The sequence below is a fragment of the Stenotrophomonas sp. PS02298 genome, assembly GCF_029959445.1.
GTDB lineage: Bacteria > Pseudomonadota > Gammaproteobacteria > Xanthomonadales > Xanthomonadaceae > Stenotrophomonas.
In genome coordinates this window covers 1-23,184 of record NZ_JASCOR010000029.1, presented here as the reverse complement: position 1 = coordinate 23,184, position 23,184 = coordinate 1, and the positions used below count along the sequence as shown (strand labels likewise).

At 63.0% G+C, this 23,184-nt stretch carries 36 protein-coding genes; 6 read left to right on the top strand and 30 right to left on the bottom strand.

Going from position 1 to position 23,184, the window contains the following annotated elements:
• Nucleotides 1-2 precede the first annotated feature (2 nt).
• Nucleotides 3-1,067 (bottom strand): histidine kinase, encoded by a 1,065-nt coding sequence (locus QMX78_RS06760; protein WP_282267772.1) that lies wholly within the window; start codon nucleotides 1,065-1,067, stop codon nucleotides 3-5.
• A gap of 55 nt (nucleotides 1,068-1,122) precedes the next feature.
• On the opposite strand from QMX78_RS06760, the gene QMX78_RS06755 reads away from it, so the two are divergent.
• The 6 genes from QMX78_RS06755 to QMX78_RS06730 are packed head-to-tail and all read left to right on the top strand — an operon-like array spanning nucleotide 1,123 to nucleotide 7,890.
• Nucleotides 1,123-1,707, top strand: a complete 585-nt coding sequence (locus QMX78_RS06755) for a GspH/FimT family pseudopilin (protein WP_343239193.1) — start codon at nucleotides 1,123-1,125, stop codon at nucleotides 1,705-1,707.
• A gap of 1 nt (nucleotide 1,708) precedes the next feature.
• Entirely contained in the window at nucleotides 1,709-2,155 is a 447-nt protein-coding gene (gene pilV, locus QMX78_RS06750; RefSeq protein ID WP_282267770.1) for a type IV pilus modification protein PilV, read from the top strand.
• Nucleotides 2,152-3,171, top strand: coding sequence for a prepilin-type N-terminal cleavage/methylation domain-containing protein (locus tag QMX78_RS06745; RefSeq protein ID WP_282267769.1), 1,020 nt, complete (start codon nucleotides 2,152-2,154; stop codon nucleotides 3,169-3,171). Before pilV ends, QMX78_RS06745 begins: the two co-directional genes overlap by 4 nt.
• Nucleotides 3,168-3,713, top strand: a complete 546-nt coding sequence (locus QMX78_RS06740; RefSeq protein ID WP_282267768.1) for a PilX N-terminal domain-containing pilus assembly protein — start codon at nucleotides 3,168-3,170, stop codon at nucleotides 3,711-3,713. Before QMX78_RS06745 ends, QMX78_RS06740 begins: the two co-directional genes overlap by 4 nt.
• Nucleotides 3,714-3,724: 11 nt before the next feature.
• Nucleotides 3,725-7,456: a PilC/PilY family type IV pilus protein gene (locus tag QMX78_RS06735; RefSeq protein WP_282267766.1), complete on the top strand. Its 3,732-nt coding sequence runs from the start codon at nucleotides 3,725-3,727 to the stop codon at nucleotides 7,454-7,456.
• Nucleotides 7,457-7,467: 11 nt separating this feature from the next.
• Complete coding sequence (locus tag QMX78_RS06730) at nucleotides 7,468-7,890, top strand: type IV pilin protein (protein WP_282267764.1); 423 nt, start codon at nucleotides 7,468-7,470, stop codon at nucleotides 7,888-7,890.
• 251 nt (nucleotides 7,891-8,141) lie between these two features.
• On the opposite strand, the gene QMX78_RS06725 is transcribed toward QMX78_RS06730, so the two are convergent.
• From QMX78_RS06725 to QMX78_RS06585, 29 genes are all read right to left on the bottom strand, one after another.
• Nucleotides 8,142-9,335, bottom strand: coding sequence for an integrase (locus QMX78_RS06725; RefSeq protein ID WP_282267762.1), 1,194 nt, complete (start codon nucleotides 9,333-9,335; stop codon nucleotides 8,142-8,144).
• A gap of 202 nt (nucleotides 9,336-9,537) precedes the next feature.
• Nucleotides 9,538-9,771, bottom strand: coding sequence for a hypothetical protein (locus QMX78_RS06720; protein ID WP_282267761.1), 234 nt, complete (start codon nucleotides 9,769-9,771; stop codon nucleotides 9,538-9,540).
• A 19-nt stretch (nucleotides 9,772-9,790) separates the two neighbouring features.
• On the bottom strand, nucleotides 9,791-10,135 hold the full coding sequence (locus QMX78_RS06715) for a hypothetical protein (protein ID WP_282267759.1): 345 nt from the start codon (nucleotides 10,133-10,135) through the stop codon (nucleotides 9,791-9,793).
• The gene (locus tag QMX78_RS06710; protein ID WP_282267757.1) at nucleotides 10,132-10,848 is read right to left on the bottom strand and encodes an HNH endonuclease; all 717 of its coding nucleotides are present in this window, start codon (nucleotides 10,846-10,848) and stop codon (nucleotides 10,132-10,134) included. Before QMX78_RS06710 ends, QMX78_RS06715 begins: the two co-directional genes overlap by 4 nt.
• Nucleotides 10,832-11,050, bottom strand: coding sequence for a hypothetical protein (locus QMX78_RS06705; protein ID WP_282267755.1), 219 nt, complete (start codon nucleotides 11,048-11,050; stop codon nucleotides 10,832-10,834). Before QMX78_RS06705 ends, QMX78_RS06710 begins: the two co-directional genes overlap by 17 nt.
• A complete protein-coding gene (locus QMX78_RS06700; RefSeq protein WP_282267753.1) occupies nucleotides 11,037-11,549 on the bottom strand; it encodes an HNH endonuclease signature motif containing protein in 513 nt (170 codons plus the stop codon). The genes QMX78_RS06705 and QMX78_RS06700 overlap by 14 nt, the downstream gene beginning before the upstream one ends.
• The gene (locus QMX78_RS06695; RefSeq protein WP_282267751.1) at nucleotides 11,546-12,268 is read right to left on the bottom strand and encodes a hypothetical protein; all 723 of its coding nucleotides are present in this window, start codon (nucleotides 12,266-12,268) and stop codon (nucleotides 11,546-11,548) included. Before QMX78_RS06695 ends, QMX78_RS06700 begins: the two co-directional genes overlap by 4 nt.
• Nucleotides 12,261-13,082, bottom strand: coding sequence for a phosphoadenosine phosphosulfate reductase family protein (locus tag QMX78_RS06690; protein WP_282267749.1), 822 nt, complete (start codon nucleotides 13,080-13,082; stop codon nucleotides 12,261-12,263). Before QMX78_RS06690 ends, QMX78_RS06695 begins: the two co-directional genes overlap by 8 nt.
• Nucleotides 13,075-13,428, bottom strand: a complete 354-nt coding sequence (locus QMX78_RS06685; protein WP_282267747.1) for a hypothetical protein — start codon at nucleotides 13,426-13,428, stop codon at nucleotides 13,075-13,077. Before QMX78_RS06685 ends, QMX78_RS06690 begins: the two co-directional genes overlap by 8 nt.
• Nucleotides 13,425-13,823 carry a hypothetical protein gene (locus QMX78_RS06680; protein ID WP_282267745.1) on the bottom strand — a complete coding sequence of 133 codons (399 nt, stop codon included), beginning with the start codon at nucleotides 13,821-13,823 and terminating at the stop codon, nucleotides 13,425-13,427. Before QMX78_RS06680 ends, QMX78_RS06685 begins: the two co-directional genes overlap by 4 nt.
• Complete coding sequence (locus QMX78_RS06675) at nucleotides 13,823-14,101, bottom strand: hypothetical protein (protein WP_282267743.1); 279 nt, start codon at nucleotides 14,099-14,101, stop codon at nucleotides 13,823-13,825. The genes QMX78_RS06680 and QMX78_RS06675 overlap by 1 nt, the downstream gene beginning before the upstream one ends.
• Entirely contained in the window at nucleotides 14,098-14,343 is a 246-nt protein-coding gene (locus QMX78_RS06670; protein ID WP_282267741.1) for a hypothetical protein, read from the bottom strand. The genes QMX78_RS06675 and QMX78_RS06670 overlap by 4 nt, the downstream gene beginning before the upstream one ends.
• On the bottom strand, nucleotides 14,340-15,260 hold the full coding sequence (locus QMX78_RS06665; RefSeq protein WP_282267739.1) for a hypothetical protein: 921 nt from the start codon (nucleotides 15,258-15,260) through the stop codon (nucleotides 14,340-14,342). The genes QMX78_RS06670 and QMX78_RS06665 overlap by 4 nt, the downstream gene beginning before the upstream one ends.
• Nucleotides 15,253-17,238, bottom strand: coding sequence for a ParB/RepB/Spo0J family partition protein (locus QMX78_RS06660; RefSeq protein ID WP_282267737.1), 1,986 nt, complete (start codon nucleotides 17,236-17,238; stop codon nucleotides 15,253-15,255). The genes QMX78_RS06665 and QMX78_RS06660 overlap by 8 nt, the downstream gene beginning before the upstream one ends.
• 8 nt (nucleotides 17,239-17,246) lie before the next feature.
• Nucleotides 17,247-17,516, bottom strand: coding sequence for a hypothetical protein (locus tag QMX78_RS06655; RefSeq protein WP_282267735.1), 270 nt, complete (start codon nucleotides 17,514-17,516; stop codon nucleotides 17,247-17,249).
• A complete protein-coding gene (locus QMX78_RS06650; protein WP_282267733.1) occupies nucleotides 17,513-17,776 on the bottom strand; it encodes a hypothetical protein in 264 nt (87 codons plus the stop codon). Before QMX78_RS06650 ends, QMX78_RS06655 begins: the two co-directional genes overlap by 4 nt.
• Nucleotides 17,773-19,125: an RNA-directed DNA polymerase gene (locus tag QMX78_RS06645; RefSeq protein WP_282267731.1), complete on the bottom strand. Its 1,353-nt coding sequence runs from the start codon at nucleotides 19,123-19,125 to the stop codon at nucleotides 17,773-17,775. Before QMX78_RS06645 ends, QMX78_RS06650 begins: the two co-directional genes overlap by 4 nt.
• On the bottom strand, nucleotides 19,122-19,565 hold the full coding sequence (locus QMX78_RS06640) for a hypothetical protein (protein WP_282267729.1): 444 nt from the start codon (nucleotides 19,563-19,565) through the stop codon (nucleotides 19,122-19,124). Before QMX78_RS06640 ends, QMX78_RS06645 begins: the two co-directional genes overlap by 4 nt.
• A gap of 20 nt (nucleotides 19,566-19,585) precedes the next feature.
• Nucleotides 19,586-20,269, bottom strand: coding sequence for a hypothetical protein (locus tag QMX78_RS06635; protein WP_282267727.1), 684 nt, complete (start codon nucleotides 20,267-20,269; stop codon nucleotides 19,586-19,588).
• A complete protein-coding gene (locus tag QMX78_RS06630; RefSeq protein WP_282267725.1) occupies nucleotides 20,262-20,462 on the bottom strand; it encodes a hypothetical protein in 201 nt (66 codons plus the stop codon). The genes QMX78_RS06635 and QMX78_RS06630 overlap by 8 nt, the downstream gene beginning before the upstream one ends.
• The gene (locus tag QMX78_RS06625; RefSeq protein WP_282267723.1) at nucleotides 20,459-20,809 is read right to left on the bottom strand and encodes a hypothetical protein; all 351 of its coding nucleotides are present in this window, start codon (nucleotides 20,807-20,809) and stop codon (nucleotides 20,459-20,461) included. Before QMX78_RS06625 ends, QMX78_RS06630 begins: the two co-directional genes overlap by 4 nt.
• Nucleotides 20,806-21,105 carry a hypothetical protein gene (locus QMX78_RS06620; RefSeq protein WP_282267721.1) on the bottom strand — a complete coding sequence of 100 codons (300 nt, stop codon included), beginning with the start codon at nucleotides 21,103-21,105 and terminating at the stop codon, nucleotides 20,806-20,808. The genes QMX78_RS06625 and QMX78_RS06620 overlap by 4 nt, the downstream gene beginning before the upstream one ends.
• A 2-nt stretch (nucleotides 21,106-21,107) precedes the next feature.
• Nucleotides 21,108-21,347 (bottom strand): hypothetical protein, encoded by a 240-nt coding sequence (locus tag QMX78_RS06615; protein ID WP_282267719.1) that lies wholly within the window; start codon nucleotides 21,345-21,347, stop codon nucleotides 21,108-21,110.
• Entirely contained in the window at nucleotides 21,344-21,499 is a 156-nt protein-coding gene (locus QMX78_RS06610; RefSeq protein WP_282267718.1) for a hypothetical protein, read from the bottom strand. Before QMX78_RS06610 ends, QMX78_RS06615 begins: the two co-directional genes overlap by 4 nt.
• Complete coding sequence (locus tag QMX78_RS06605; protein ID WP_282267715.1) at nucleotides 21,496-21,807, bottom strand: hypothetical protein; 312 nt, start codon at nucleotides 21,805-21,807, stop codon at nucleotides 21,496-21,498. The genes QMX78_RS06610 and QMX78_RS06605 overlap by 4 nt, the downstream gene beginning before the upstream one ends.
• The gene (locus QMX78_RS06600) at nucleotides 21,804-22,007 is read right to left on the bottom strand and encodes a hypothetical protein (protein WP_282267714.1); all 204 of its coding nucleotides are present in this window, start codon (nucleotides 22,005-22,007) and stop codon (nucleotides 21,804-21,806) included. Before QMX78_RS06600 ends, QMX78_RS06605 begins: the two co-directional genes overlap by 4 nt.
• Nucleotides 22,004-22,267, bottom strand: coding sequence for a hypothetical protein (locus QMX78_RS06595; RefSeq protein ID WP_282267713.1), 264 nt, complete (start codon nucleotides 22,265-22,267; stop codon nucleotides 22,004-22,006). The genes QMX78_RS06600 and QMX78_RS06595 overlap by 4 nt, the downstream gene beginning before the upstream one ends.
• Nucleotides 22,267-22,500, bottom strand: coding sequence for a hypothetical protein (locus QMX78_RS06590; RefSeq protein ID WP_282267712.1), 234 nt, complete (start codon nucleotides 22,498-22,500; stop codon nucleotides 22,267-22,269). Before QMX78_RS06590 ends, QMX78_RS06595 begins: the two co-directional genes overlap by 1 nt.
• Before the next feature lie 25 nt (nucleotides 22,501-22,525).
• Entirely contained in the window at nucleotides 22,526-23,014 is a 489-nt protein-coding gene (locus QMX78_RS06585; protein WP_282267711.1) for a hypothetical protein, read from the bottom strand.
• Nucleotides 23,015-23,184 lie beyond the last annotated feature (170 nt).

Genomic DNA, 23,184 nt, shown 5'->3' with positions numbered 1-23,184 from the left:
TATCAGCCGGGTAAGGTGATTGTGGTGATGTGGCGGCCATTCGTCGAATGTGTTGCCACATCGCCAAGGCCTGCAGTGAGGGCCTGGATGCGGGCTTTGGATGACTCCAGGCCGACCTTGTGACCGCCGCGCATCGGTGCGTAGCCCGTTGGCGGCAGTGCGTTCTCAATCGTTACCCTCACCTGGTTCACTTCCTGGCGGACGGTGACGTTGACGTCGCCGCCTTCGGCGTAGGGTTCAATGCCATAGCGGATCGCGTTCTCAACCAATGGTTGCAGGGACAGCGTTGGCACCTTGATGGTGGGCAGGGGGGCTGGCGTATCCCAGTAAATACGCATGCGCTCGCCAAAGCGCAGTTTTTCAATCTCGACGTAGCGTTGGGTCAGGGCGATCTCGTCTGCAAGGGCAATCTCCTGTGGGCCGGCCAACGCGGCGCGGAACAGGTCGGCCAGATCCAGTAGAAGGTGTTCGACGACTTCCGGGCGCTGGTGTACCAATGCCGCGCCGGTGTTGAGCGTATTGAACAGGAAGTGAGGGCGGATCCGTGCCTGCAGGGCTTCAAGTTCGGCTTGCTTGGTGCGTACAGCGAGCTGGCGGGCACGCCAATGGTTCTGGAAGGCGGCCACGCCGAGCAGTCCGAAGGTGAGGACGATGCCGGTGAAACGGAGTAGTGCGGACAGCCAGTTGCCCGCCGACATCGGCCATAGTGCCTTGAGCAGCCACCAGCAGGCGGTGCAGACCAGCAGATTGCATACCACCAGCAGCAGCAAGGTGATGTTGGCTACCCAGGTGGGGGGCAGGCGGGACAGCGGGGCGCGCAACAGGTAAAGGGCGCCCAGTGCGGACAGGGACACCCACTGCACCATCAAGGAAAGCACCCCGAACAACACCCAGCGACTGCCGCTGATCTCCGGTGCCAGTGCCAGGATGATCGCCAGGCCCTCGCCGGCAATGATGGTCCAGATGATGGCGGGGGCCTTCCACAGGGCGTCAAGCGGGGTGATCGCTTGCCCGGTGGCTGGCCTGGGGTGGGGGCCGCCATTGGTCATGAATGAATTACCGTCCATCGGCAGGGGCTGGCTATGGTGTGGGAGGCTGGCTTAGCGTGTCAGCTTAGACAATATGGGGAGCTTGCGCATGGTCAGGTTTCGGCCAGCAAGGGGTTGCAGGGCGGGGCGCGCGCGCGCCAGGGGCTTCACCCTGGTTGAGATGATGGTGACTGTCGCGGTGATAGCGATCGTGGGTGCGATCGCAGTGCCGGCTTTCAGCAACATGATCAGGCACAACCGGGTTGTTTCCAGCAGCAACGAAATGATTGCAGCCTTGCAGCTTGCACGTTCCGAGGCATTGGCACGCCGTTCTACCACCGCACTGTGTGCCAGCAACGATGGCAACACCTGCTCCGGTAGCGTGGGCTCACGCTGGATCGTGCTGTCGACGAAAAGTGGGGTGCCCACGGTGTTGCGTTCGATCACGGTGCATCCCGGGTTGCGCCTGGTGCCCAGCGCCAACCTGGCAGGTTCTGCGCGCATCGGCTTTTCGTCCAGTGGTTTCGTACAGGTGGGCGCCGCGACCAGTGGCACCATTTCGCTGTGTGCTGCCGACCTGGGTGGTGACAACGCCGTGGACATTTCAGCGGCGGTAGTGCGCATTGCATCTGCGCGCCGTGCCGCTGGTTCTGGCTGTTCGGCTCCGGGAGATATCTGATATGACTCGCTATGGCAGAAAGCGCAGGTTCGGCTTGGCGCAGCAGCGCGGCATCGGCATGATCGAGGTGATGGTTGCGGTATTGATCCTGGCAATCGGTGTACTTGGTATTGCTGCTTTGCAGGCCATCACCCTGAAGAACAGTGGTAGCTCGGCTGCACGTACCCAGGCAGCGCTGCAGGCGTATTCGATGATGGACATCATTCGCGCGGATCGGGCGAATATTGGCAGTTACAACACCAATATCTATGTCGCAGGTGATGGTGGGGATCCCGGCACCATGGCGGCCTGGCTTACTGGCTTGCAGCAGACGGTGGCCCCGGATGCGATGGGGCGGGTTGTCTGCGTCGCCAACACCATGAGTTGTACCGTTGGCGTGCAGTGGAATGATTCGCGTGCAACCGGTGGTGACTCCAAACAGCAGGTCGAGGTGGCCAGTAACCTATGAACGTCCAGAGCCCCCGCCGGCAGCGCGGTTTTACGCTGATCGAATTGATGGTTGCCTTGTTGCTGGGTCTTCTGGTCGTGGCTGCCGCGGGCAGTATTTTCCTGTCCAACCGCCGTGTCTATGGGTCGACCGAAGCGGTTGGTCGAATCCAGGAGAACCAGCGCGCCGCGTTTGAAATGATGGCCCGTGATATTCGTGAAGCGGGAGTCAATCCCTGCTCGCGGTTCACTGCGGCCAACCCGATCACGGTGCAGATGACAGGAGCGGACGCGCAGTTCTGGGGGCGCTTCGCCAATGGCATGTTCGGTGATACAAGCGATGGCAACGATGCGGTATCGCTGTATTTGGCCAACGGGCGCGAATACCGCGTGCAGGCGCATGCGCGGCCGGGTGATGCAGTTACCCTCAATACCGCGGCCGGGCTTGTTTCAGGCCAGGCATTGATGGTGTGCAATAGCGATCAGGCAATCGTGTTTTCCGTCACGGGTATTTCTGGTGCCGCGGTCCAGCATGCAGCAGGTAACAACTGTGGTGCGGGCCTGACCCCAACGCCCGACCTCGGCCAGTGCAGTGCTGCAGTTTCAGGGCCGGGTTATTGCTTCCGCGTTGCAGGCACGCCTACCGCTGCTGATGTAACGGCATGCCCGCGTGGGATTGGCCGGTCGCCTGCGTTCGTTGTCGTCCCTTATGAGGCGCGCTGGACCGTGGGGAGCAATACCCGCGGCGGGTCTTCGTTGTACCGCACGGTGCAGGGCGCCCGCAGCGAGATCGCAGAAGGTGTGAGCGCGATGGCGTTGCGCTACAAGATTGGTTCTGCTTCCGCCTATGTGACGGCTGCTGACGTGGAAGCCGCCGCGGCCTGGGGGCGGGTGACCGCGATCCATCTGGCGTTGACCCTGCAGGCGGAGCGTGGCGCGATGACGGATTCGGACCGGCGCGGTGTTGATGGCGCGGTGCTGTCGCGGACGATGGAGGACTACATCGTCCTCCGCAATCATCAGGATGACATTCAATGAAAAGCAAATACGGGGCCCTTGGCCGGGGGGCGCAGTCTGGCGCAGCGCTGATCGTGGTGCTGATGATGCTGGTGGTGATTACCCTGCTGGGCTTGGCATCGATGCGTGGTGCCATCATGCAGGAGCGTATGGCGGCCAATACCATCGCGCGCGGCTTGGCCTTCCAGGGGGCCGAGGCCGGCTTGCGACAGGCTGAGATTGTCGTGCGCGATGGCAGTGTTGGTTTCCCAAGCTCAGGATGTTCCAGCGGGCTGTGCGCGACGCCTCTGCCTGATGCGGATGCGCCTTGGGCGGCTGCGGACTTCTGGAAGAATGGTGCGTTCCGGGAAGGGGCGGCAGTCAGCACGGTCAATGGTGCGATCACCCCGAAGTTTGTGATCGAGGATTTTGGAACGTCGGTGAACGGTGGTGGTGCCTCTGACTGCATTGATTTCTCCAAGACCTGCATCCCCACCACCGAGCAGAGCGTTTTCCGTATCACCTCTTATGCAGCCACGGCAACGGGCACCGAGGTGATCGTCCAATCGTTGTATCGCCGCTGATGGGGCACGTCATGAACTCAAAGACCAGATCTGAATCCATAAAAGTCCTGGGCGAACGCGTTCGTACGTGCGCGCTGGCAATGGGGATATCCTTGGTTGCAGCAGGCTCTGCGCCAGCGGCGGTTTCGTTTCCGCCATATCCGCTGCTGACCGGTGGTGACTCCATTCCGCCCAACATCATGATGATTCTCGATGACTCCGGCTCGATGGCGTTCGAGTACATGCCTGATGACGAGTGTGAGTTCTCCGATGCGGGCTGTCCTGAGGGCAGGGGAACGCGTGTAGGTAAGTGGACAACCAGCAACGTCAATGTTGCACGTCGCGCCTACACCCGGAATACGCTGTATTACAACCCGGCAGTTACATACAAGCCGTGGTTGAATGCGGATGGTACTTCGCGCATGAACGGCGGAACCTCCTATTCTGCCGTATACGCAAGTTTCAATCTGGTCGGTGGCGGCACGATCGACCTGGGTGATGCGGGTAGCTGCAGGAAATACAACTACAACCTTGGTTCCAACAACTCGCCAAGTTCCGATGAGCCGAACAGCGGCGGCAGGGAAGTGTGTGGTGGCGAGCAGGTCTTCTTCGTGCCCAAGGATCCTTCCAATACCACGGCCACTTATGTTGCCAACGGCAACAACTACCGGTTCTACAAGATCCTGGCTGGCGGGTCGGGTATTGTCAGTACGATCACTTATGGCACAGTCACCAGCACGGTTAGCAATGCAGCGGGCTTTCCCAAGAGTTCGCTTTCTGCCAACAAGGGGAATTGGCTGCCAGGCTACACGGTGGTTGTCCCCAGTGGAGCTACTAAATTCGAGGTGACGACTTCCGGTGGTAGTGGCGATTCGGATTTGTATGTTCGGTATGGATCAAGCCCGACGGGCAATACTTACGACTGCATGTCGAATGGAGGCGGAAACTCCGAGACCTGTACTTTCAATGCGCCCAGTGCCGGTACTTACTACATCGGGGCATATGCGTACTCCACGTTCTCCGGCATGACCATGAACGCAAAGGTGACGACCACGAATCGCTGTGGCGTCGGCACTGACAGCAAGGATTGGATCAACTGTTCCAATGCGTTGCCGACCTCGCGCACGCTGGCGGAGGAGTTGAGCAATTATGCGACCTGGTATTCCTACCATCGCACGCGTAACAAGATTGCCAAGGGCGGTGCTTCGGAGGCGTTTGGTGGGTTGGAGAAAAATTACCGTATCGGTTTCGACACGATCTGGAATCGTGGCGGCGGTACGGCCTCGGTAGGTGGCAACACGCCTGCCTTCCCGATCCCCACCAGTCGTAACAACGGACTGTTCGAAGACAAGACCGGTGCTACCAATCGCGGTGATTTCTTTGGCAGGTTGCAGAACGTGGTTGCCTACAATGGCACGCCGTTGCATGGCGCTCTTCAGCGTGCAGGGCGATATTTCAGTCGTTCCGATAGTGGGAGCCCATGGCGTGACGGGGCGGGCAACGAACTGAGTTGCCGGCAGAACTATGCGCTCCTGGCGACGGATGGTTATTGGAACAATGCTGGTACCGATGGTGGTTATACGACCAGTGTCGGTAACGCGGATAGTGGCAGCAAGTACTCCGATAGTTACAGCAACACGCTCGCCGACGTGGCGTACTACTACTGGAAGAACGACCTTCGTACCGATACGAACATGCCGAACAATGTGCGGCCGACCAGCTTGGATGAAGCTACCTGGCAGCATATGGTGACGTTTGGCATTTCCATTGGTGCACAAGGCACACTTGATCCGACCAAGCCCGCGCCGGCCGTATGGCCTGATCCGACCAATGCCGAGGATGCCGAGCGTATTGATGATCTATGGCATGCCAGCCTCAATGGGCGTGGCGCGTTCGTGGTTGCATCGGATACCGAAAAGTTCGCTGCAGCGCTCAAGAGTGCGTTGCAGTCGATCGATGCGCGGACGGCCTCGGGTTCCAATATCGCATCCAGCTCCACCAAGACCGATACGACAACGCTGACGTTCGTGGCTGGCTTTACCTCGGTGACCTGGGTCGGTGATTTGAAGGCCAGTCCGTTCAATGCCTCCCTGACTGGTGTGTCTGATACGCCGCTGTGGCAGCTTTCGCAGACGTTCGGTGCAGGCGGGGTCAATGCTGATAGTTTCTCGTCACGCACCGTCCTGACCAGCATGAATGGGACGCCGGCACTGTTCAACAGTGCACTGGCCAATACGACGGTGTTCGCGCGCAGTGGTGGCAGCGACCCGGTGACGGCAAGCGAGAACATTGCGTATCTGCGCGGTGATCAGAGCAAGGAAAAATCGAAGAAGGACGGCGTTCTGCGCACGCGGACATATCCGATCGGTGACATCGTCGATTCCTCGCCAGCGTATGTCGACGATTCGAAGAGCGTTTTTGTCGGTGCCAATGACGGCATGATGCACGGCATCAATGCTGCGACGGGCAAGGTGCTGTTTTCCTACGTGCCGAAGGGCTTGGATTTTGCTTCGTTGGCGACGTTGAGCTCGCAGACCTACGAGCATCGGTATTTCGTGGACGGCCAGATCGATGTGATCAGCCGTGCCAATCAAGGCAATGGCAAGAACATCCTGGTAGGCGCATTGGGTCGTGGCGGGCGTGGCGTGTTTGCGCTGGACGTCACCAATCCCGGTTCGATGGGTGTGTCCAATGTACTTTGGGACCAGTCCTTCCAGACGCCTTCCAGTGGCACTGATCCGGACGCCGACATGGGTTATGTGTTTGGTCCTGTCCGGATCCGCAAGGGGAATGAGGGCAAGACCTATGCGTTGGTGCCAAACGGCATCGACAGCCCCAATGGCTCGGCCACGTTGTACGCCTATGAGTTGTCGTCAACCGGTTCCATCGTCAAGACCCACAAGCTCACCGCAGACATGGGCTCGGGTAATGGTTTGATGTCGACCGGTTTGGCTGACCTCAATGCCGACGGGAAGGTCGATGTGGTCTACGGTGGTGACCTGAAGGGCAATATCTGGCGCTGGGACTTCACGGGCCTCAATCCTGGGGCTGCGGTAAAGGTGTTTCAGGCTGTCGATGGTGCTGGCAACGCACAGCCTGTCACCGGCGGGCTGGGTGTTGGGCGTGATACCTCTGGCCGCATTTTCGTCGGGTTTGGTACCGGGCGTTACATCTCCAACAGTGATGTGCCTTCGTCTGATACCTCCCAGACGGTGCAGAGCATCTACGGCATCATCGATTCAGGCGCCGCCATCAGCGGGCGTAGTGTGCTGCAGGCGCGGACCATTCCCTACAGTGGCAAGACTGCCAAGGGTGAGGATGCGCGGGGTTTCGAGAGCTATACGATGTTGCCAACTGACAAGCAGGGCTGGTACATCGACCTGCCGCGTCCTGAGCGCGTGACCTCGGCACCCACGATCTATGGTTCGGCCATGTATCTTGCCTCGCAGATTCCGGCGACCGGTGCCGATTGCAGTGGCGCTACCGGCAAGGGCTTTGTCAACGCCCTGAATCTGTTCACGGGTACCAGTCCGAAGTCGGGTGGCTATTTCAATGACCAGACTGGCTTGACGGGCAAGGATGGCAGTACCGGTGTTATTGGTTCGATTGGGGTGACTGGTGGTATGCCGACCGAGGTGAACCTCACGAGTGCGCTGGCAACATGGGGCACTGGTGGCGGGCTTGATACGGGTAGCGGCGGTATTCCTTCGCCGACCGGCGGGCAGCCGCGGCGCATCAGCTGGCGTGAAATCGTTCCGGAATGAGAGGCGGGGCTATGAATATGTTGAAGCAGAAAGGCTTTACGCTGATTGAGTTGATGATCGTGGTGGCGGTGATCGGCATTCTTGCCGGCATCGCCTACCCGAGCTATATCAATCATGTGGTCAAGGGGCGCCGTGTCGCTGCGGCTGGCTGCATACTGGAGTGGGGACAGTTGATGGAACGGCAGTACGCCAGTAACCCGGGTGGCGGGTATGTCGGTGTAGCGGCGGGCACCGTGCTGCCATGCCAGAACGAGATAAGCGCGCATTACGCCATCGGATCCTCCAATGTATCGGCAACCACCTATACGATCAGCGCAGTTCCGCAGGGCTCACAGGAATCGAAGGACACGCTGTGCAAGACGATCAGTATCAACCAGAATGGCGTACGAGCCGTGACTGGTTCGGCAGGCTCGGATACGAGTAAGTGCTTCTGAGTGCTGTTTGAGTTTTTGATGGACGGGCCGCTTTGCGGCCCGTCTTTTTAGGTGTCAAAAAGCGGTGCAAAAAAAAACCTGCGATTGCTCGCAGGTTTTTGAATTTTGGCGCCCGAAGTTGGACTCGAACCAACGACCCCCTGATTAACAGTCCAGTACGCTACCGCTTTCCAATCAACTACTTAGGTCATTTCATTTTACGCGGCTAGATTTTGCAAGCCGTTGATTTTCAAGGTAGCTACGGGCGCGATTTACGTGGAGTCTCCGGCCGGCCGGACGCGCGGCACGCTGAAGTCGTAGACCTCCAGCATGGATTCGTTCTTGTGCCCGCTGGCGAGCTGCTTCTCTGGGCGTGTACCAAGCGTGTCGGTGATGCCGCGGCGCTTCAGATCGTGAGCGCCGAAGGTCTGATCTTCGGTGATTACCCCGGCGTCGATCGCTGCAGCCAACAGCCGGCGCCAGGCCGAGTTGAAGGTACTCCGGCCGATCGGTTCGCCGACGTGGTTGACCATGAGCGGCCGATCCTGGGCGCGGATGGGCCATGCCTTCGGCCGCTTCTCGCTGCTCCAGATCGCCTTTCGCAGCTCGACGAGATAGTCCCATGCCTCACGCAGATCGGCGGACCACTCGGTGATGTTGTCGCGACTTCCTTTTCGGCGATTTGTGTGAATGCCTTCGGGCGTGTGGTGTGCGTCGGTCAGCGTCCTGGTCTCGATCGGCCGCAGCCGGCAGCGGTAGCCGATGACGATCGCTGCCCACAAGTACGGCGCTACGCTGCCCTTCTTGCCACGCCCGCCTGCCTGCGCCTTGGCGAAGGCTATCAGCGCCTGCATAGCGTCCCTCTCCGGTAGCCGGCGGCGCTTGCGCTCCTTCGGCATTTCAATACCGTCGGCGGGGTTGATGTCGTTGTAGCCGCGGTTCGCGCCCCAGCGAAACAGCCTGCGCAGGTAGCGTTGCGCATGGGCCGCCTTGCTTGGGGTCGGGATCAACTGGCCAGCGGTGTCGCACTCGCTGCCCAGCGCGATAGCGTCGATCAGGCCTTGGACAACAGGTTGGGTCACGCGTTTGGTGATGAGGTCCCCAACCAAGCTGCCATTGGCCAGCTTGAAATCACACACGATCGCGCGGCAGTACTGATAGTCCTCCTGCGTCGCCGCAGACAAAGCCCTGAACTGCGGGCTATCTTCGAAGGCGGTGCATAGGCCGCGCACGGTCTTGCTGCTGACCTGCCCGGTTCGCGCTTCGGCGATCACATGCAGGTCAGCAAGCGTTGCCGTCTTGCCAGCGACGTTCACACGGCGCGGGCGTTGGCCTGGCTTGCGATCGAATACGTACCAGGTTCCACCCCATCGGCCATCCCAGTAAATTCCGGTGGGGATCTTGGCTTGGTCGATGTGGCGCGGAATCGTTGGGTCGGCTTTGCGTTTTCTGCCGGGCGGGGTCATGAATGTGGCTCACCCTTTTCAAGTGCAGAGCAGTTAATCCACACACAGCCGCATTGAGTGCACGTTCCCGACATCTCTCGGATGTACATCGATTGGCAACCTATGCATTCGCCTGCAGGATGACGCGTTGCGGCCGCCATTCCACCCGCCCTCCGCCGGTTGATCGCGCTGACAAGGAATTGGACGATTGCTCTCAACACGGCTATTTCCTTCCAAACAGATCGTCGGGGTTGTAGGGTTCAGCGTCGTTGGCGGCACTGACCCCGAGCGCGGCATTCAGGGCGGCGGTGGTCGACCAGATGCCACCGCTCCCATCGTACTTGTACCGAATGCCGGCATCCTGCGCCCACTTCTCGACCGTCGCCAGCCTAGGGTGCTCCCCGGGCCGGCACAACTCCTGCAGGTCCTCGAACTGGAGGATGTGTTCGCCGATCATGATCGTATCCGGCGCTCCTTTACCGCAACGCGCCGCGTGGTTCGCTGCCGAGCGGGTTGCGAATATGCTGGCGCGTTGGCCTCGGGGACTCACCACCGGCGGTGCGTTGCTGTTCATCGAGCGTGTCGCCGGGCGGAGCGATCGCGACGAAGCCGGTCGGCCGCATCCCGCGCTGGCCAACCGCGCGGATCATGTCGACCTCGACCTTCGCGCTGTTGATCATGACCTGGGCAAGGTCACCGATGGCCTTGGCCTTGTCCACCGTCATGTTGCCGTCGTTGTTGCGTAGCGCCCTGATAGTCGCCGCGAGATCCGTGCGCATGTCATTGATGGTGTAGGTGGATGCGTCGCTGTCTTTGCTCATGGGTCAGTCCTCTGCTTTCCGGTGATTCGATTGATTGTCCGGGTCAGCGCGCCGCGCATCTGCATCGCGCGCTTCAGCTCCGGCGGGTAGTTGTGGATGCTGTTCCGCTTCATGTTCTCGCGCAGCGAGACAAGCTCGAGGCGGTCCAGCGTGATGTCCGTAGTGACCAGCGTCTTCATTCCTTCGCGGAACCGAACGACATGGCCAGCCGGTACCGGGCCGTTTGCGGCCTCCCACACCAGCTTTGCAACTGGCTGCCAGCGTTGCGCCGGAAACACGCTGGGGTCATCGGTGACCTTGCGCACGATTGCATTGCGCTTGACGTCGAGCTTCTCGGTCCCGATGGGTACGTAGTTCCGCGACTCACACGCGGGGCGCCCTTTCTTGAACTGTGTGGTCGCCATGCGGCCAGGTGCCCAGCCTGGACGGCGCAGCCCCTTATTGGGCGGCACTTGTCCCTTCCGGAACTGATGCTTCCTGCATTCTTTGTGCTGGCCGCCTGCCCACAGCTTCGCGATCGGCTTGCTCCAGAAGTCCGGCGCCTTGGTCAGGCCAAGGATGTGCGCGCGGTTATGGACCGATCCGACTTCCCGCCCCAGCACATAGGCAACCAGGTATGCAGGAAAGTGGGGATAGTTGATCCGCAGCGTTTCGTCATCATCTGCGGACCAGCGTGTGCGCGGTGCGTGCCTTGGCTTACAGATCGACTTCATGGCACTCCCTGCCTGATGCTTTCGCTTCAATGCGAGCGGCCTCGCGTAGGTAGTGGGCATGGCGGGCCTGCTGCTCAACGCGGCTCCAGTGGGGATCGACCAGCGCAGTTGCCGCAGCCTGCCTGCAGGCGTTCGCTTCGCGGGCTGCACTGATGGCGGGGTCATCGCGGAAGATGTCGAGCTGGTTGTCACTGGAGCGCATCGTGTGCCTCCTGGATATCGCTGGCTGCAGCACCTGGTGCGATCACACTCTGCCGATGCGGGTGGTCTCGGCGCCGGCGACGTTTACCCCAACTGCTGCCCCGGCCGACTTCGCGGATGGTGCTCGGGGCCACATCGAAGCGAGCGGCAAGCCAACCGACGTCACGACCCTCCTGCAGCGCCGCACGGATCTCTTGTACGTCACCCGGCAGAAGCTTCGTGGCGGCGCCGGCGCGGTTGGCGTCAGCCTGGAACGCGCAGGCCAGGTGCGCGGGGTTCGGGCATTCCCGGTTGCCACAGGTGTTGTAGACCACCAGGCCCTCGGGTATGGGGCCGAAGAACATCTGCCAGATCCAGCGCTGCGCTGTGGTTGGGTTGCCGCCGAACTGCTTGATGGGCCTGCCTTGGTCGTTGATGCGGCCCAGCCACTTCCAGCACTGCTCCGGGTTCTTGGGCAACTGCACCAGCGGTTTGAGCGTTGCGCCTGCGATGTGCGTCATAGGACTGCCTCGTGCGGGCTGTCGATCCGCTTGAAGGAGATGACCCACACCCATGGGTTCGCGTCCCAGTCGCCGCCGGTGCTGGTCCACAGCGATCGGAAGCTGCGCTGGATACTACCCGCATCCCTGACGTTGAAGCCGTCGCCACCGGAATAGTCCTTACACGCGGTGCCGCCGACAGTTGCGAAGCGCTCGATACCCTCGGCCAATGCATCTGCCTCGCTGATCGCCTGCAGCCGCTCCACACGCACGTTGGTGATCTCCAGCACTAGGCGGCAGGCCCAGCGCGGCATGTGGATGCTGGGGCGCCACCGGCCCGGGTCGCAGCGGTCGAAGCCCTCGCGGTAGTAGGCGATCTGCTTCCCATCCTCTGACACTGTGGTCGGCAGACCGGCCCACGGGCCCCAGCGTCCGCCATCGGCGCGGTGCTGGCCGTGCGCAGGGAAAATGGAATGTGCTTCGCGCACCCACAGCCGGTCGCCGGGCTGACCGAACGGGCATGCCAGGACGCGGTCAACGTCGTCGCCGGCGGCGAGTGCCCACCACAGCGCGTTCTCGTCCTCGGCGCCCCAGTGTTTCGGATCGCTGGGATCGTCGCCGAGTCCGCCGGTGAAGTCGAAGGCCGGCGGCATCTTGACCACGCGCCGGGTCTGTGTCTTCCGGCCGTCGAGGATCGCGCGCACCATGGTGCCGTTGAAGAGGATGGGCTGCTCAACCATGGGTCACCCCCTGCGGGCGTGCGGCGAGCGCCAGGCGCGCCTCGCCTTCCGCGACAAGCTCGTCCAGCGGCTTGCGACTTTGATGCATGGTGTAGCCGGTACGCTGCTCCATCTCGAGGTACTTCGCCAGCAGCTCCGGCCGATGCCGTGCACCGTTTGCGAGGTCGCGCGGACTCCCCATGATGCAGAACACGCAGCTCAGCCGCTCATTGCCGGCAGCGTAGGCCCAGTGCGGTTCCTGTCCCGCGGCCTTGATGGTGGCGAACACCTCGGGCGTCGTCATGCCATGGATCGGCAGCCATTCGTACCAACTGCGGCCGGCCAGGCTGTTGCGTGCGCTCCACGACATTTCCGCCCGCTTCGCCCGGCCAGGACTCTCCGCGGCGCGGATGCCAAGGCAGGTGACGATCTTGGTAAAGCCATGCTCGCCTGCGTAGCGCCGAATCTCCCGTTCGATCGGGCCGCGTTTGAGATCGCTGGTGCACTGGCGGTTGGACGCCGACGGCCAGCACGATGAATTCGGACCTGGCCGCACCTTGAAGCGGTGCTCCACCATGCCGAAGAACGTCTTGACCGCGTGTGCCACTACGAAGGGAAGGCGTGCCGCCTCGGCCTGGACTTGGGCATGCTCAAGCGCACCGTCCCACTCGGCCTCGCCGAGGGATGCATGCACCACCAGGATCTGCGATCGCGGCACGATCTCGAGCAGTCGGATCAGCATTGCCTGCGAATCCTTGCCGCCGCTGTGGTTGGCCACAAACAGCGCACCCGCGGCCACCAGGCCATCGATGCTGGGCAGAGGGTGGTCAGCCATCCGCCACCCCCGCACCGTGGCTGCTGCCCTCCAGCCGTTCCCCAGCCCTGGTACGCCATTCGTCACAGACGCCGCGGACGGTCGTATGGAAGTTACCGAAGGTGCACCGCTGCAGGTGCTCGATGCCACGCCCCTTCTTCGCCTCGATCGCGCGTTGGCCCCAAGACCCGAGCGTGAAGTACAAGCACGTGCCGCAGCGAGGTGGATCGGGATCGTAGTCCTGCTCGGTCTGCCGGCGCACGACACGCTCGAGCTCTGCAGGTCCCATCGGGATCGGTCGTGGATTCAGATTAAGCACGTCGACCTCCTGCTGAAGATGAGGCGAAGAGGAGCGAACACGGATCACGCATGGCGCTGCTCCTTAGTAGTCAAGGCGTATGTGCTCGGAGCGTGGAGCGCAATGGCTCGCGCTACCTGGCCGTGGCTGACGAGGTACTGGAGGCCCTGCACCGCGCTGCCAGGGGATACGTGAAGTTCTTGCGCGATGTTCCTGGCAAGGTGCCACCGCTCCTGGTTCTGCGGCTGCCGCAGGTACTGCAGGATGCGATCGGTCAGCTTCTCGCTGTCCGCCTTGCGGGCAGCTCCCGATTTTGCGAGCGCGGCCACTGTCGCTCGGATCGCTCGGTCGACCTCCTCGGATGTCCAGGTGCCGGCGCGGATCATCTGGGCGAGGGTTCGTCGCCCGTCTGCCTCGAACTCGGCTGCGACCAGCTCGCGGGCCAGCTGCATCGGGTCAGCCATCACCATTCCTCCGATGCGAGCAGACGCGGGAAGCGCCCGCCATCCGCCAGTTCGATTGCCAGTTGCTCGCGGAACGTGCGAACCAAGCCGGTGGGCCGTTCGTTCTCGTCTGCGTCGGTGAACTTCAGCTCGTCAAGGGTTGCGTCCTTCACTTCCTCGACATCATCAATTGCGATGTCGTCCTCGGTGTATCCGTATTCCTCGGTCACGGCCTGCAGGACGGATTCAGCGCTGGTACCGATCCACCACTCGACATCGTGTACACAGAAAACCTTCATGGCGTATCCCCCGCGCCGTGGCTGTTGGCCTGCTCAAACTTCGTGAGGACCAGCGTCGTCCGCAGCCTGGCTTCGAGATATGCGATTGAATCTCCCTTGTCGCTCGCGGCCCGCTCGGCCTTGATCGCTTCGCACAACTCGGCGACATCGTTCGCAACGCCTTCAATTCCGCGCGCAACGTCATGCTCGCCGTGATCGCGACAGTCAGCAGCAAGGGACCGGAGAAGCTTCATCTGCTTCATAGCCGCACCTCCGCATCGCTGGCCTGCGCCTCGGCGCGCAGCGCCGCCCGAACCCGGCGCTTCTCGGCCCTTGTGCCGTCGCGCTTGATGTACTCAGCTAGCCCGGTGAATTCCAACTCGCCATCGGTGATGGCCGACTTGATGATCCGGTCGCGTCCACAGCTGTTGAGGATTTCTTCGTAGTAGGTGCTGCCGCAGTCGCCCGCGCCGTTCAGATAGCCAAGCACGTACCGGATCGCACAGTCGTGGCCGTCATCCTGTGCCGCCCTCAGTTCGGCCTTCCACGCCTCGCTGCCGGCATTGGGGCTGATGGCTTCGCCGCGCTGGTGCAGGAACATGCAGAAGTTCGCAACGTCGCGCGGGTCACCCTTCTCGACGTGCGCGCGCAGCATGTCGGACAGACGCTGCTGCATGCCCGGCTCGTCGCCGTTCCAGCCGCCTCGGCCCTTGGCGCGCGCTTCCGCGAGCTTTGCTTTCATCGCGCTGGAGAACGCATCGACCGCTGCATCGTCCGGGTGGGTGCCGCCCTTGGGGCTGTCCAGCATCGGCAACCAGCCGACCGGCGTACCTTTGCCCTCGGTGAAGTGGTCGTGATCCCAGCACCAGCCGGCGAACCTCCAGCCTTCGCGCTCGTCATCACCCACGTTGTCGTCGTTGTTGGCGCCGATAGTCCACGCCGGCCCGGCCGTGTCCTCGGTGGCGTGGTCATCGAACTGCACCAGGAGCCGCACCATCGTGCCGTCGCGCGGCGCGGTGTCCATCGGGCACGGTACGGGCGCGGGCACGTCGTCGCCCGATAGAGCAGCGATGATGGCGCCGCACGCTTCCTTCCAGATGGCCAGGCGCTCGGCCTGGCTTGGATCGCGGCTATCGGCCTTGTAGTAGGCCTCGTAGGCGGGGATGTATGCCTCAGACACGGCTCGCCTCCGTGTGCTTGGTGCTCTTGGTCCCCTTGGTCCCGGCCGTCTTCTTCGGCTTTGCCTTGCGCGTGGACTTCGCCGCTTTACTCGGTGCCTTGGACGTTGGCTTGGCCTTCGAGGCAGTTGCCGGTGCCTTCGCGCTGTTCAAGGCATAGCCTTCGCCGCGCAGGGGCTTGGGAAGCCAGCCGGTGCCCGCCAACTGCTTGGCGGCTTCCGACATGGCGGCGTCCTTCTTCTTCGCCAACAGGCCTTCGCCGATGGCCTTGCCAGCAGCGTCGGTCACGGCCTCGGCCAGGAGCGCCTTGGATACCAGGCTGACGTAGTTGTCGGCATTCGGCTCCCACCAGCGCGCCATGTCCACACCGAACCGGGTGGCCAGTTCCCGGCCGCGGATCTGCGCAACCGGGACCGCCAGCGCCGCCAGGAATGCAAGCAGTTCATGCCGCTGCGCAACGGTCAGCTTGCTGAGCCATTGCACGAGCTCGGCGTCCTTCTTCGGGATGAGCGGCAGCCACTTGGCGGCGCGCTTCTCCAGCGCGGTGCGTGCGGGCGCCTTGCTGACCTCCGGGAACCTGCTGTGGCTATCGGTCAGGTGCTGATTGGTGGCATCGATGGAGAGCAGGCTGCAGCTCCGACCCGGCAGGAGCTGGCCCACCAACACCTGCAACACCAAGGTAAGCGCCGCATCAGGGCTATTGGCAATATGCTCGCGGATGGCGGCCGTCCGCTGCATTTCCAGTCGTGCCAGCATGTCGTGGCTGAGGGTGGGCTTTTTCGGACCACTGGGGTTGCCGCCGGTGACCTTTCCCGCCTTGAGTTTTTGCCCCGGCTTCAGCCTGCCTCGGTCGATCTGGAGGCCGTGGTGCGTATCCAGGTAGATCAGGACGCCCGTTTTCGCCTTCGCTTCTGAGCTCCAGACTTCCCGCGACGCCAGCAGCAGGTCCTTCTCGGCGTTCAAGCGATCTGCCTCGGCCTGCAGAGTGTCATAATCCTGTTCGTCATCGAACAACGCTTGCTCGATCTCCTCAAGCCGCTGTTCGATTGTGGCGCGACGCTTGGCCTGAGCAGGAGAGAGCGACTCGTGCCTGCTGGAGTACGGCCCATGGCCATAGCGGGATCGGTCGCTGTAGTCCAGTTCCAGGTGGACGTCGACCCAGGACCATCCTGCCGAGCGCTCGGCGCCGGCGATCGCTTCCAGCTTGGTCACGGCGAGCTTCTCAAGCAATGCCGCATCAGCGAAGTAGACCGCCGGCGAGAACATATCGCGCCGCACGGCGCCGCCGGCGGCTTCGTAGGCGGCGGTGCCCACGAACTTGGCCACAGCACTGTCCGGGCCTACTTCTTTGGCCGTGATGCGCTTGCGGATCTCGTGTGGGCGCCGCTGCCAGTCATGTTCGATCTTTGCGCCCTTCTGCCCGAACCAGGCGCGGCGCTGGGCATCGTGGTCGTCCGTCAGCGCCAGCGCCTGGAGCTGCTCAAGGGTCATGTTGCCCTGCTCATAGAGCGCAAACAGCTCCGGCGCAGCATTCGCCAGCTTCAGGCGCGCCGCCACGACGGACTCCGCGACGCTGAAGTGCGCAGCAATCTCCGTGGTGGATTTCCCGGCCTCGACCATGCCGCGGAATGCTTTGTACTGGTCGGCGGGGTGCATGTCCTCGCGAATCACGTTCTCTGCGGTACTTGCTTCCAGCGCACCCTCCGCGGGGATGGGCCTGCAAAGGACGGGATAGTCCGGCGCGATCTCGCCGCGCTCGACGCCAAGCTGGAGCGCAAGCCAACGCGTCCCACCAGCGCTCACCTCGTAGTGGTCAGGCTGTGCGCCGGCGGTAACGACAAGGTTCTGCAGCTGGCCGTGCGCCTTGAGCGATTCCAGCGTTGCCGCGATGTGCTCGGGCGTGCGGCGCTTGCGCGCGTTCTCCGGCGAAAGGCTGAGGTGGTTGAGCGGGATGGTGATGATGCTCTGTTGGGTCTGCATGATCGATATCACTCCGAAGTGGCCTGGCTGGAAGCGCTGTCGACACCGGATGCGGCGGCGGCTTGCGCGTAGGGGATGCACCGGATCAAACCGATGTGGTGCTGCCCGGAAAGGTCGACGTTGGTGAGGACCAGCGTGCCCATGGAGATGCCAGGCGGCAGCGCGTGCGGGTCTTGGTCGTCCAGGATCGTGGAGAGCCCGTAGTGGCGGGCGATCGCTACAGCGTTGCGGGTCTTGCCGCATGCCTGGGGGCCGTGCACGATGATCGAACGGTTCACTGCTGCGCCCTCCGTTCGATCTGCCTGCGAGCGTTGACGTAGTTGGTGAAGCCGTGGCGCTGCGCGGCCACATCCAGCGCCTTTGAATGCTGGATTCCCTGTTCCTTCTTGATGAGTTTGGCAAGCCGCTTCAGTCGATCGATGGTGGCTTGCTTCTGCGCGCAGGCACTGCACTGGTTGTCGCTGACCCAGTGGCAACCGCCTGGGCAGGCCTGCATATCGGTGCAGCCGCATTCGCGGCAATGACGAGGTGAGTTCATCGAGTGCTCCTGATCGTGATGTGCCTGCCCTGCAGGCGATGAGAGAAGCGCCGCGGTGACGCGGCAGTCGTGATCCAAGGGAAGCGCCGTTCCAGGCTCTGCCAGAGGCGGCGGCTTGCGGCGTGCTGCAGATGACCGGCATAGCTGGCGATGACGGTGCGGATGTGGTCGAAGTCGGCCGGCGTGCCGCTCAGATTCCTCCCGCGCACGTGGGCGATCTCCCAAGCGGCCAAGGCCTCCTGCAGGTGCGACACCACCCGGCGGCGCGCGCGGAGGTGGGTCGGGTAGATGACGTAGCCCAGGAAATCAAGGCCGTCTCCGAGGCGCCGCAGCTTGACCTCGTCCTTCAGGCGGAGATCCAGCGTGTCGGTGAGGAAGGCTTCGATTCGGCGCTGCCACTCGACCAGTTGGGTGCGGTCATGGTGGAAAAGCACGAAGTCATCGACGTAGCGCAGGTACCTGCGGACCTTGAGCTCGTGCTTGACGAACTGGTCCAGCGCATCCAGAAACACATTCGCAAAGAACTGGCTGGACAAGTTGCCGATCGGCAACCCGCACCGTCGCGGAGCGTTCTCCAGGCGCTTGTGTGCAGGCACCAGCTGCAGTTGTTCCTGGGTGGCGCGTTGCCGCACGCCCGCACTTAAAGCTGGACCACGCAGCAATGCGTGCACGGCCATCTGCGCTTCCAGAGACAAGCGCGCCCGCTGCAGGACTGGCTTGAGCATCGCCCACAGCTTGTCGCGGCGTACGCTATTGAAAAAATTGGCAATGTCGAGCTGGAGATACCAGCCGCCACCTTGGCCCGAGTGCACCTGGCGCACGCAGTCCCGGGCATACCTGACTGCGGCATGGCTACCCTTACCCTTCCGGTTGGCATAGCTGTGAGCGATGAAGCGAGGCTCGTAGATGGCTTCCAACTGAGGGACGATCCAGTGGTGCACCACGCGATCCCGGAACGCCGGCGCGTGGATCTCGCGTGCCTTCGGCCGGGTTGCGACAAAGCTGGTGGATGCTGCCGGCGACCACGTCCCGGCGTTGAGGTTCTGCTGGATATACAGCAGATGGGTGATGAAGTGCGCGTCGAAGCGGAGCTTGTCGAAGCTCGGCTGTTTGCCGCGACGGGCAGCCTGGTAGGCGTCGTACAGGGCGCGGAGCTGCACACCCTGGGCACCCTGAGACTCACGGGCACGACGGCACGCCAACCCGAACCCGCTGTTGTTGCGGTGGTTGTTGTTGACATTGCCGTTGTTGAGGTTGACGTTGAACGCGGACGCCGGCGACCCCGGCATCTCCCCATGCACTTGCGACCCTGCCACGCAGGCCCGGGCGGGATAGCGTGGCGTCGTCATGTGTTGGCCCTCGGGTGGGCGGCACGGGTACTCAGTCTCTCGCCGCGCTGCGCTACGCCTTCGGCTCGCGCATTCTGGGCGTTGGGGTGCTGCTCGATGCTCCGCCTCCAGCCGCCGGCCTGGCTGCCGAGACTGTGCGCGGCCTTGGCCAGCCTCTCAAACTGGCCGAAGTTCTTGAACGCGTGCACGATCTTGCACACCTGCAGCCGTTCGTTGAATCGATCGACGGCGTCGACCAGTTCCTCGGCACGCTGCAGACGGTTGTCCTTCTTTAGCCACGTGCGCATTGCGCAGGTGAGCACCTCATCGGCGCGGGCGCGCAACTGGTCGCCTGTGCGGTAGCGGTGATACTGCGAGAAGGTCCGGACGATCTGCTCAACGTCCGCGCACAGCCTGCGCGCGGCGTCGACGATCGGTGGCGGCTGGAAGCGCGAGCTCATATCAGGCCACAGAGATCAAATTACTGACGGGCACGACGGCACGCCAACCCGAACCCGCTGCTGCCGCGGCGGAGGCTGTAGACATCGCCGCCGTCGAGGGCGACGCTGAACGCGGACGCCGGCGACCCCGGCACGATCGTGCTCGTCCAGTACCAGTCGTCCAGCAGCAGGTGCGGATAGAGATTCGGGTCCGCGGCCGGCTTGCGGTAACGGCGATCGATCACGTGGCGGTCATAGACCGTATCCGGAGACAGGTGCCAGTCGTCGTAATCCAGGAGCTGCAATCCCTTGGCGGCCGTCTCGACACTCTCCTGGCTGTCGTAGGACTTGCCATCACGCGCCAGCGTCGCCGGGTGCACCCAGATGCCCGTGTCCGGGAAGATCAGGGCAACGTGATCCGTAACCGTCTCGCGCGCGTCGACCTGGTGCCCATCGGCCATGACTTTCAGCGGCTGCGCCGGATCGCGCACGATGATCGAGGGTGCTTCGGCTTTCGGGGTGGCTCTCATCCGCGTCTTGAGTGCATCCTGCAGTGACGCGGCGGTAGCATGGCCTTCCGCGACCAGGACGATCGATGCCGGTTTTTCCTTCTCGGGATTCAGGTGGATGTTGACGTCGCCGTGGAAATTGAAGGTGAAAAACGGGCTGTTGGCCGATCCGTTCACTTCCAGCTGCTCGCTGGTGCTGTTGGTGTTCTCACTCATGGGTGTTGCCTCCGTGTGCTTGGGTGAAACGGCGGATGTTCTCCAGCAGACCGGTGGGGCATTGGCTGTCAGAGAGGTCATGGAAGAAGCGTTCTGCCTGCATCAGCAGGTCGTGGGCCTTGCGTAGGTCACGCTGCGCCAACCGCAGCTGGCGGGCATAGCTCTGTGGCGCGGGGAGCGGCTTGAAGGTCATCCGTCGATGCCGTCGGACGATTCGGTAGCGCCGAGCCGCTCGATCTGGCCGCCCGAGCGGAGGAACGCCTCGGTGTCCTGGGCGATCTGTTGGCGATCCCGCTCCTTTCGCGCCATCGCGGTGCCGGTGCTGGTCGAGGCTTCGAGCACAGTGCGCCGCTGCCGCGCGAGCAGTTCCTCGAAGGTTGGGGTATGCCGAGGCGCGGCCGGGAGATCCTCCGGCTTCGGGTACTCGGGCAACGGCGTGTAGCCGGTCGATGCCTTGCTCGGGTCCCAGGTGCTGCTGTCGTTGAGGTCGGCATTGCCGAGCTCGAGCACCTGCAGGCCGCGGGTGTGTGGGGTAATCATGGCTTCACCGTCCTGGTTGCCATCGATGCCTTGAGCTCGCGTGCGGCTGCAACACCGGCCTCGGTGAGCGTGACGACGCTGGGGAACTTAGGCACGTCGAACTCCGCAAGGCCTTCGCGTTCCAGGAACTGGATGGCACGTCGGGTGAATGCCTGGTACGGCACAGGGCCGCTCTTCTTGATGGGCTGCCCGATGGCGATGTAGCCGCCGGGGCCGCGCCGGAGGGAGTGGGTCGGGGTATCCAGCGCGGCGATGAGCGCGCTACGGATCACCGGGGTATGCGGTTGCATCTGCATGGTCAGGCTCCTGACGACTGCACGTTGCCGCGCAGCTGCGTGGTGGCGGTGCCCTGCGATTCCTCCCAGGGCCAGGTATTGGGAAGCGGCGGCAGCCAGGTGCGGCGGAAGGCGAGATAGCGCTCGCGGTTGTCGAGCGGCGCCGGCACCGGCGTGTTGTGCGGGCAATGCGTGATGGACAGGTGCGCCAGCGTTCCATGCCAGTTGGATGGCCGACGCAGGAGTCGGGAAAGGGCCTTCATGGCCGGCTCCCGATCATTACGATGCGCCGGTCGATCTCCGCCTCCAGGCGTTCGACAGCCTTGGTGTCACCACGCTTGAACGCAGCGATGCGTGCATCGATCAGCACATGCAGGCGGCAGTTGTCCGCAGAGAGGTGGGCATCGCAGTTCATGCGCCACCTGCCTTTGCGGTCCTGCTTTTTCTGCAAGCGGCAGTCCGAACGCCGCGCTGCTGGAGCCACTCAATGGCCGTCTGCAGCGCCTCCGGCTTCATCTGGAATGATTGCCCTGCAACGACCAGTGCATCGCCACGCAGGCGTACTCCGGCCTGCTTGGTGGCCACGCCGATCTCCAGTGGCGTACGCGCCTCCTGCCGCTCGTACACGCCGGCCCAGATCGTTTCGGTGTGCACCTGCAGGCAGAGCACGGTGCTGTCGATGCCGGTGCCGATGTTGGTGAGGTGCAGTTGCACGGCGTTCATGGCGTGCGCCCGGGTTGAGGCTGGCGCATGCGCATGGCGAGCATCTGCAGCGCGCCTGACACGGCCATACCCGTGCGGCCGGCGCGGTTCTCGGCAATCACTGCATCGACCACCGCCTGGCGCTGGTTGGTCGGGCCAAGCCGATCGAGCTGCTGGACGGCGCAGCGTGCAGCCGCAAAGTTGACGATGACGGCGCTCATCGGCGGTCCTCCACGATGATTCCCCGCGCTGCCAGCCACCGGCATGCACCGTCGACGACCGCGGCCGTCAGGACGAAATCGGCGTCCCCGATGCTGAGCTCGTCGTCCGCGTTCCGGCGGATGAGCGTGCTGGAGGTGCGCAGGCAGGTATGGCGCGCGAACTGCGGGCGCACCTCGCGGAGAATGGCGACCACGATGTCCGGCTGGACCGATATCTCCAGCTGCAGCTTTTTTCCTGCGGGCAGCGCGAGGATGTCCATCAGCGCACCTCCATTGCCAGATCAGCCGCCTGCGCTTCATAGCGGGCGCTCATCACGCACAGATGCGCCAGCCGGCGTGCCATCGAACGCGTGCGCGCGTTCTTGCCGCGGTTGTGCATCGCCGAGGCGAGCTTGTGGTCCTGGTTGGCGGCGGTGCGCAGGCAGCGCAGCACCGCAGGCGATGACAGGCGGTCCTCGGCCCCATCGCGGAAGGTTTCAGTCATGCGAGCCATGACGGTCTCCTATGCAGATGGGCGATTACTGACGGGCACGACGGCACGCCAACCCGAACCCGCTGTCGCCGCGGTGGAGGTCGTAGACATAGCCGTCGTCGAGGTAGACGTAGAACGCGGACGCCGGCGACCAGGGCGTGACGTCGCTGCGAATCCAGCCCTGCTTCGGGAAGTTGGGGAACAGGTTGGTGTCCACCGCCGGCGAGTGGCGGTCATGCCGGATGACGTGGCGCAGCAGCACCTCATCGAGCGGCGCGTTGATCCAGTCATGGAATCCCAGCAGGCGTTCCTGCTTCACGGCCTCCACGGCGTCGTCGCTTTCGTCGTATTCGGTGCCATCGTCTGCGGCGGTCAGCCGGGTGCTGACCAACCAGCCATCCGGAAACAGGACGGCGATGTGGTCGGTGCGGGGGTCATCGGCCGGAATCTGGGAGCCGTCGGCCAAGACCTTCAACGGGGCTGCGCTGGACTGCCAGCCTTCTGCGCGGATCTTCAGCGGGATTCTGTCTTGCATCTTTGCGCTCTCCTGGAAGGTAGAGAGCGCCGGCGGGTCGCCGTACGGGCCAACTGGGGAGAAGCTGGTTTCCGCGACCGGAGGGGGATGGCTCCGGCGGGTGGCGACCCGCCGGTCGCCCCCCCGCGGGGGGGGGGGGCGGCGAATAATACTCAAACGAATATGTAATT